This is a genomic window from Synechococcus sp. R65.1 (assembly GCF_047461755.1).
Classification (GTDB): Bacteria; Cyanobacteriota; Cyanobacteriia; order Thermostichales; family Thermostichaceae; genus Thermostichus.
Window position 1 is genome coordinate 23,468 of the sequence record NZ_JANSHU010000026.1, and the last position, 8,279, is coordinate 31,746.

8 protein-coding genes are annotated in these 8,279 nt (G+C 62.1%); all 8 read left to right on the forward strand.

Going from position 1 to position 8,279, the window contains the following annotated elements; genetic code table 11:
- Positions 1 to 26: 26 nt before the first annotated feature.
- The gene (gene dnaJ / locus NW814_RS10010; protein WP_414406187.1) at positions 27 to 1,208 is read left to right on the forward strand and encodes a molecular chaperone DnaJ; all 1,182 of its coding nucleotides are present in this window, start codon (positions 27 to 29) and stop codon (positions 1,206 to 1,208) included.
- A complete protein-coding gene (locus NW814_RS10015) occupies positions 1,205 to 1,468 on the forward strand; it encodes a sulfurtransferase TusA family protein (RefSeq protein WP_414406188.1) in 264 nt (87 codons plus the stop codon). The genes dnaJ and NW814_RS10015 overlap by 4 nt, the downstream gene beginning before the upstream one ends.
- Complete coding sequence (gene rsgA, locus NW814_RS10020) at positions 1,465 to 2,523, forward strand: ribosome small subunit-dependent GTPase A (RefSeq protein WP_414406189.1); 1,059 nt, start codon at positions 1,465 to 1,467, stop codon at positions 2,521 to 2,523. Before NW814_RS10015 ends, rsgA begins: the two co-directional genes overlap by 4 nt.
- 127 nt (positions 2,524 to 2,650) lie before the next feature.
- Positions 2,651 to 4,087, forward strand: coding sequence for a hypothetical protein (locus NW814_RS10025; protein WP_414406190.1), 1,437 nt, complete (start codon positions 2,651 to 2,653; stop codon positions 4,085 to 4,087).
- 45 nt (positions 4,088 to 4,132) lie between these two features.
- A complete protein-coding gene (locus tag NW814_RS10030) occupies positions 4,133 to 5,119 on the forward strand; it encodes a pentapeptide repeat-containing protein (RefSeq protein WP_414406191.1) in 987 nt (328 codons plus the stop codon).
- A 96-nt stretch (positions 5,120 to 5,215) separates the two neighbouring features.
- Positions 5,216 to 6,676, forward strand: coding sequence for a sensor histidine kinase (locus NW814_RS10035; protein WP_414406192.1), 1,461 nt, complete (start codon positions 5,216 to 5,218; stop codon positions 6,674 to 6,676).
- Between the two features lie 73 nt (positions 6,677 to 6,749).
- A complete protein-coding gene (locus NW814_RS10040; protein WP_414406193.1) occupies positions 6,750 to 7,523 on the forward strand; it encodes a sensor histidine kinase in 774 nt (257 codons plus the stop codon).
- Positions 7,524 to 7,569: 46 nt separating this feature from the next.
- Positions 7,570 to 8,279 (forward strand): response regulator (locus NW814_RS10045; RefSeq protein WP_414406194.1); only part of this gene is annotated, 710 nt, incomplete at its 3' end.

Here is an 8,279-nt window from a genome sequence, read left to right on the forward strand (position 1 = left end):
GAGCTTTCTTTTTCTGAAGCGTTTCTATGGCCCGCGACTACTACGAAATCTTGGGGGTTAGCCGGGGTAGCTCCAAGGAGGAGATTAAGCGCGCCTATCGCCGGCTAGCTCGCAAGTACCACCCCGATGTCAACAAGGAGCCAGGGGCTGAGGATCGCTTCAAGGAGATCAACCGCGCCTATGAGGTGCTCTCCGATGACGAGCTAAGGGCCCGCTACGATCGCTATGGCGAGGCAGGGCTAAGCGGAGCAGCAGCAGCCAGTGGGTTCCAGGATTTCGGTGGAATTGGCAGTTTTGCTGACCTGTTTGAGAGCTTTTTCACCAATTTTGCCGGAGCAGGGATCGGCTATGCCCGTAGCCGCCAAGGGCCGGTACGGGGGGATGATTTGCGTTTTGACCTGAAGCTGGAGTTTCTTGAAGCCATCTTCGGGGGCGAAAAGCAAATCCGCATCAGCCACCTGGAAACCTGTCCTGTCTGCGGGGGCAGCGGCGCTAAACCGGGCAGGGGTATGAAAGCCTGTCCCACTTGTGGCGGCATTGGCCAGGTGCGACGGGCCACCCGAACGCCCTTTGGCAGTTTTACCCAGGTCTCCACTTGTCCCACCTGCGGAGGAAGCGGCCAGGTGCTGGAGGAGCCCTGCTCCCACTGCAACGGAGAGGGAGTGATCCAGACTACCAAGAAGCTGCGCATCAACATCCCTGCCGGCGTGGACAGCGGCACCCGTTTGCGGGTTGCAGGCGAAGGAGACGCCGGTCGGCGTGGCGGCCCGCCAGGAGATCTCTATGTCTACCTGTCGGTCGAGCCGGATCCCGACTTCCAGCGGGATGGCCTCACCATTCTCTCCGAGGTGCGGGTGAGCTACCTGCAAGCTATCTTGGGAGCCAAAGTCTCAGTGCCCACGGTAGACTCAAAAGCCGGCCTAGAGGAAGAAACGGAGCTAGTCATCCCCCCTGGATCCCAGCCAGGCACGGTGCTGGTTTTGGAGGGCAAGGGGGTGCCGCGTCTTGGCAACCCAGCGGTGCGGGGTGACCACAAAGTCACGCTGGTGGTGGAGATCCCCACCCGCCTCAGCGCAGAAGAGCGAGAGTTGCTCCTACGCTTGGCTGAGCTGCATGGAGAACGCACCAACAAGCGGGATGGCTTCTTGAGCGGGCTGTTGCGTGGGCTAGCCCAAAGGCCTGGCCATCGGGAGCGGGAGGAGGAATGATGGCAGAGGCAGTTCCCCCCCAAGACGTAAAGCTGGTTCTGGATCAGCGCGGGATCCCCTGTCCGCTCAACTACGTGCGCGCTAAGTTGCGCCTAGAACGCATGGCCCCAGGGGAGCTGCTGGAGCTGTGGCTGGATGCAGGGGAGCCCCTGGAGCAGGTGCCCAAGAGCTTGACGATGGCGGGCCATTCCATTGAAGGGCAACAAGCGGCGCCCGAGGGATATTACATCCTCTGGGTACGCCGTGGGAACTTGGCATGAGCCACCAGAGGGAGGGGCAGGGATCCACTTGCACCGGCTGGGTGCGAGCTGCCCAGGCCAACTTTTATCGCGTGCGCATCGATCCCGAGCTGGCTGCCCTCTTTCCCGAGATCGAGGGGCATTTCCCCGCCCAAAAGCCGCTGCCGGCAGAGCTCCTCTGCACAGCGCGGGCCAAGCTCAAAAAAGGGGGGCAGCAGGTGATGGTGGGAGACTGGGTGGAGGTTAGCCTGCCCCCAGTGGCTGCTCCTCTTTGGCCAGAGCGGGGGGCGATTGAGGCCATTCTGCCACGGCGAATTCATCTGTCGCGGCCGGCCATTGCCAACGTGACCCAGGTCCTGGTGGTGGTGGCTCTGGCAGATCCGGAGCCCGACCCCGACGCCCTCAGCCGTCTGCTGGTACAAGCAGAGGCCAGCCACCTGCGGATTCAGGTGGTGTTCAACAAGTGTGACTGTGTCGAAGCGGCGGTAGCCGAGGAGTGGCGACAGCGTTCGCAGCGGTGGGGGTATGAGCCGCTGTTGGTCAGTGCCCTGACTGAGGCCGGGATCCCCGAGCTCCGCCGTCGTTGTCGGGATCAGATCTCCGTGGTAGCCGGCCCCTCGGGGGTAGGCAAGTCCAGCTTGCTCAACCGGCTGCTGCCAGGTGTTCAGCTGGCCACCCAAGCGGTGTCAGAGAAGCTGCGCCAGGGGCGGCACACCACCCGCCACGTGGAGCTGTTCCCTCTGCCAGAAGGCGGTTGGATTGCCGATTCGCCGGGGTTCAATGCTGGCGAAGGGATCCCGCCGGTTTCGCCTCAGCAGCTAATCCACTGCTTTCCGGAGGTGCGGGAGCGACTGGGCACCTGCCAGTTTCGCGATTGCCTGCACGATCGGGAGCCGGGTTGTGGGCTGCGGGAGCTGGACTGGGAGCGGCGAGCGTTCTACCTGCAGCTTTTACACGAACTCCAGGAAGCGCAAGCGGCAAGTTTCAAGCCAAGCGGGGAAAGACATCACTTTCCCTGCCGCAAGCAGAGCCGTCAGATCCTAACCAATCCCGAACTCGACTGGCAGGAGGATTGAGGCAGCCTCTGCCGCAGCCAAGGTTATTGTCTCCGCCGCTGGCTTCATGATGTGATGATGGTGGTACCTCTTGGGCCATGCTCCTCCAGAAACAGCCTAAGCCTAAAGCTCTCGCGTAGCAGCTCTTATGGCTCTCTCGGATCCCCTTGGCCTTGTTGTGCAGGCGGTGCAGCAGGGCGGGTATGCAGACCGGGTGAAAAAGCTGGTTTACTTCACTTGCACCCGCACTTGGACCAACGACGCCAGCAAGCTGAGCGAGGAGGAGCTAAGGGCCCTGTTGGAGCAGCTCTGCCGTGAGCATGCGACCCTTGAGGACCTGGGCCAGCGTTTTCGCGACGCCATCCATTGCCTTAACAAAAAGGCCGAGTACGCCCGCGTCGCCAAACTGCTGCTGAGCAAGCTCCAGCCCCTCTACCAGCCTTCTCAGCTAACCCAAAGGGATCCCAGCAGCTCAGCCAGGGAGGATCCTCCGCTGGAGTACGGCGGCCTACACCTGCGCAAGCAAGCCTACGATCCGTTTGAGCTGCGGGCTGGGCTGATGCAGCAGACCAGTCCGTTGCGGGCCAAGCTGGTTCTGTTTACAGCTCTGTACCACAAGCTAGAGCCCACAGGGCAAGGGTTGGCGACCCTGAGGCGCTATAGCCTCGACGAATTGCTCAAGGCCCTCTACGAAGCCTGCAACTCCCCCCAGGAGCTGGAGGCGCGGCTGCAGCAGGCGGTGCGGCAACTCCAGGAACCTGAGCAAGATGCCCAGGCAGCCAATGCCCTGCTGCAGATGTTGCAGCCCCTCTACGCTTATGTGCCCCTAGAAACGGTTGCCGGCGGGGGGCTGGCTGCCGAAACCCCCACTGCTGATCTCGACTGGCTAAAAGGGGAAAGTGCGGCTGGGGGGGTGGAGTCCAGTGGCATGAGCTGGCTGGAGCCGGAACTTTCCCTAGCTGGCCCTCCTGCCATCGCAGCCCAAGAGCTCCCAGAACCCTGCCGCCAACTGCTGCAGCGCAGCGCCGGATCCCTGATGGTTACCCTCGAGAACACCCTAAGCGACTTGGGCAATGCCCTGGACGAGATCCTGCAGGATGAGGATCCAGCCCAATACCTCACCCTCAAGCACCAGGTGCTGCGCGGCTTTCTCAAAGACTTTGAGGGATCCGCCGCCTTGTTTAGAGGGATCCTTGAAAAACTGGAGCAATCCGAGTGGCGCTTGTTAAGGCCGACAGAAGAAGGGGTCGAGACGCCACCTCAGCCAGGAGATCCCTATGCGGCCCTGCGGCAGGTGCTGGCCAATAGCGATCTGGCCCAGCAGAAGCCTCACCTGCAGCAGGAGGTCATGCGCTTGGTGCGGCGCAGCAGTGGCACGCTCAAAGCCGCCATTGAAAATGCTCTGAGCGAGTTGGGACAAGCCTTAGAGGAGCAGTTGCAGAGCCATCCTCTCGAGGAGGCCCTAGTTCTCAAGTACCAGACCTTGCGCGCCTTTTTGCAGGAAATCGAGGCAATCTCCGCCAAGTTCACCACCTTCCTAGCGCGCATGGAGGAGGCGGAGCGCCGTCTGTTTGGCCTGGCCTGAGAGTCGGACCTCTTAAAATGGCTGCTAGGAGCGGGTAGGCTTGCCATGGATGCTAAAGATCTGCTCCGGCTGTACCGAGGGGGGTGCACTTCCTTCGTAGGCGAGAACCTGGCCGCCCTTGACCTCAGCCGAGCCGATTTAATTGGGATAGACCTCTCCCAGGCCAACCTGCAGAGAGCCAGCTTCATCTTTGCCTACTTGGGGCGAGCCAAGCTAAGCAAAGCCAACCTGGTGGGAGCCGACCTCAGTGGAGCCAACCTCAACCAGGCCGACTTGAGCGAGGCAGATCTCAGGGACGCTCAACTGCACGGTGCCACCTTGCAAGGGGCGGACTTGCACCGGGCCAACCTGAGGCTGGCCCTGTTGATTGACGCCAACCTCATCGATGCCGATCTCCGCTGGGCCGACTTGACCAGCGCCAACCTGGAGGGGGCTTGCCTGCGTGGAGCCAATCTCCGCTACGAGAGCCGCCGAGGGGCGGTGTTGCGCAGCGCCAACCTCAGCCGCGCCGATCTTAGGGGGGCCAACCTATCGGGAGCAGATCTGACGCGGGCCAATCTCAGCAGGGCCAACCTCAAAGAGGCTAGTCTAGTTGGGGCGCACTTGCAGGGGGCCAACCTGCAGCAAGCCTGTTTGCAGGGAGCCATCCTCAGCAACGCTGACCTAAGGGAGGTTTGCTGTTTAGGCGCAAACTTGCAAGGGGCGCAGATGGGAAAGGCCAATTTGAAGGAGGCGAAGCTTAGCCAGGCCAACTTGGCAGAGGCCAACCTTAGCGAAGCAACTCTAGAGGGGGCCGATCTTTCTGCTGCCTGTCTGTGCTCGGCCAAGCTGGCGCGGGCGGATCTGAGTCGAGCCAATCTGGCTGGAGCTGATCTGCGGTCTGCCAACCTTGTGGACGCCTACTTGGGTCGCACCAACCTAGAAAATGCTGATCTCAGCAACGCCCTCCTCACGCGCGCCGATCTGAGCACGGCCAACCTCAAGGGGGCCAACTTGCGTGGAGCCACGCTTCCCGATGGGCGAACTGGCTAAGGCGGGGATCCACCCCGCTAAAGGTGAGGTTTTCCGCTGTCTGAGGGGCATGGCAACCGCTACTCTACCAGGGGAGGGGTGGGAGCAGAGGGATCCGTGAACAGCCGCCGATTTCTGTCCCTGCTGGAGGCCCTTTGGGCTGAGCTGCCCCTGCCAGAATGGTTGCCGGGGGCAGGGGGGCGCGTCTGGCAGCAGGCAGTGGCTGCGTTGCTGCGGCTATGGCAGGAGGTGGGTCAATTTGGCGTGGTTATCGGCGGGCCGGTACCCTGGTGGCCTTTTTGGATGATAGGGGATCCGCCGTCCCTGGAGGCGTTGCCATGCCGCCCCGGAGAGCTTGCGCGGGAGGCCCCTTGGCTGTTTACGCCGAATTTGCCGCCGGAGTCTATCCCAGCTCCTGGCCACACCGTGATCCCTCTCTTGCCCCAGGATCCGCTGGTGGAGGAGCCATTTCTGCTGCTGCTTACGCCTGCTTTTGCCGTGATAGCCGTCCAGGGGTACCACCCCCACACCCGCCAAAGGGGAATGATGCTCTCTTTCGAGCCGGAAGTGGTGCGGCGGGCCTGGCAGAACTTGGAGGAACGGGTGCAGCAGAGCAAACCCGAGCAGCTAGCCGCTTGGCGGGAGCTGGCTCTCCACTACCCCCTGACCAAGCCTCCTGGGCGGGTGCTGGCTCGCTTTAGCAGCTTCCTCTTGCTGGGTTCACTCGCTGAGGCGGGATCCCCGCCCGCCCGCCTGCCTCCCGCCAGAACCGAAGGGGAAAGCCGGGCAGCCCGACCCAAAGAAAAGTCGCAGAAGCCCCCTTCCGCTGTGGAAGCAGACGCCCGCATCCCTACCGCGCCAAGCTCCCAGAGCAGCCTCTCGGAGGCGGAGCTATTGCGAGCTCTCATCCACGAGATCCAGACTCCCCTCAGCACCATCCGCACCCTGGCCAGTCTCATCCTGAAGCAGCAGGACCTGCCACCGCGGGTGCGGGAATACGTGGAAAAGATTGACCGCGAATGTACCGAGCAAATCAACCGCTTCAGCCTCTTTTTCCAAGCCACTGAGACAGTGATGCCCCCTGCTGGGAAAGGGGAGGGGCGCCGACTGCAACTGGAGCCGATTGCGCTGGTGGATCTGGTGCGGCAAAACCTGCCGCGCTGGCAAGACCAGGTAGAGCGGCGGGGATCCCGCTTGGAGTTGGAGATCCCTGCCGAGCTGCCCGATGTGGTCAGCGATCCCAAGGCCCTGGAAGCGGTGCTATTTGGAATCATCGACCGCCTGGCCCGCAGTACCCCCGCTGGCAGCCACATCCGCGCCCAATTGCTCAGCGCTGGCGAGCTGGTGAAGCTGCAGTTTCAGGTAAACACCCCCGAGGGGAGTGACACCTCTAGCTTGGAACTCAAGTCCCCTCAAGCAATTGGCCAGTTGCTGGTGGTGCAGCCAGACACTGGGGCCATTAGCCTCAGCCTGCCAGTGGCCCAAACCCTGTTCCGGGCCTTGGGGGGCTATCTCACTGTGCGCCACCGGGCTCGGCAAGGGGAAATTCTCAACATCTACTTACCCCGCCAGCTCTAGTCCGGATCCCAGGCTCGAGGAGATAGGGCTAGGATCCATTTATGTGCCCCAGGAGAGCCGAGAGGGGGGATCCATGCCAGCAAGAAAAAAAGTTGCCCAGCCCCAGCCAGAGCCTGAGCCTGCCTGCAGGGCCAGGGCTGCCAGCCCAGGGGAAAGGATCACGCTGCCTGTTCAGCAGCTTTCCACCCTCATCCACCAGATGCGCAACCCAATCACGACCTTGAACATGCTGGCCAAGCTGCTGCAAAAGCACTTGCCCCCTGAAGATCGCAACCACTGGATTGGGCTCAGTATCGAAAAAGAGTGTAAGCGCCTGCAAGACTTGCTGGGCGAGTTCGAGCGCCTGGATGGAGTTCCAGGCCCCCTGCAGCTCCGACCCCTCGCCCTAACTGACTTGCTCCAGGAGTGGATCCCTCTCTACCAAGCCCTGGCAGAGACCCAGGGGCATCGCTTCCAAGCCGTTTTGCCCTCCTCGCTGCCCCCAGTTCAGGCGGATCCCCGGGCTCTGCGCCAGGTGTTGGACAACCTCATCGACAACGCCTGCAAATATACCCCTCCGCCAGGCACCATCCAGCTTAGGGTGGAGGTTAGGCCTGCAGAGGAAGAGGCCAACGAACCTGCTCGGCAGGAGGTGTGGATTGCCGTCTGTGACAGCGGCCCCGGCATCCATCCTGAAAACCTGGAGCGCATTTTCGATCCGTTTTTTCGCGCCGATCTCACCAAGCCCGGGCAGGGTCTGGGGTTGGCCATCAGCCGCGACTTGGCTACCCAAATGGGAGGAGATCTCCAGGTGGAAAGTTCCCCCCAGGGCTCCTGCTTCCGCCTCCGCTTGCCCCAAGCCTCCTAGAGGTTAAACCTCTGCAAAACCTTGAAAGCTAGCCAGGAGTTGTACAATGGCCCCTTCTGACCACGCCAAGCCCGAAACCGCCACTGGCAAGTCGGCCCGCATCCTGCTGGTGGATGACGAGCCGGGCCTGCGGGAAGCGGTGCAAGCCTACCTCGAGGACAGCGGCTTCGAGGTGATCCCGGCTGCCAACGCCCAACAGGCTCTGCAACTGCTCAGCACGGCCCAGCCCCAGCTAATCATCTCTGACATCATGATGCCGGGCATGGATGGCTACCAATTGTTGGCGCAATTGCGAAAACTCGAGCCCTACAGCCATCTGCCGGTGGTATTCCTCACCGCCAAAGGGATGACCGCCGACCGCATCCAGGGCTACCGGGCCGGCGTCGATGCCTACTTGCCCAAGCCATTCGACCCGGAGGAGCTGGTGGCCATTGTCTCCAATCTCATCGAGCGCTCCCGCGCGGCCAGCCCCTCGGAGGTAGTGGCCCGCGAGCTGGCCTCGATTCGCGCCCTGTTGTCGGAGCGTACCCTGGCTGCCGCTCCTCCTCCACAGCCCTCTGCCCCTACCCCCTTGCCTCCACCCATCAAGGTAGAGCTGACGCCACGAGAACAGCAGGTGTTGGAGAAGGTGGCGGAGGGGTTGATGAACAAGGAGATCGCCAAGCAACTGCAGACCAGCGTGCGCAATGTGGAAAAATACGTCACCCGCCTCTTGAACAAGACGGGCACCAGCAGCCGCACGGAGCTGGTGCGCTA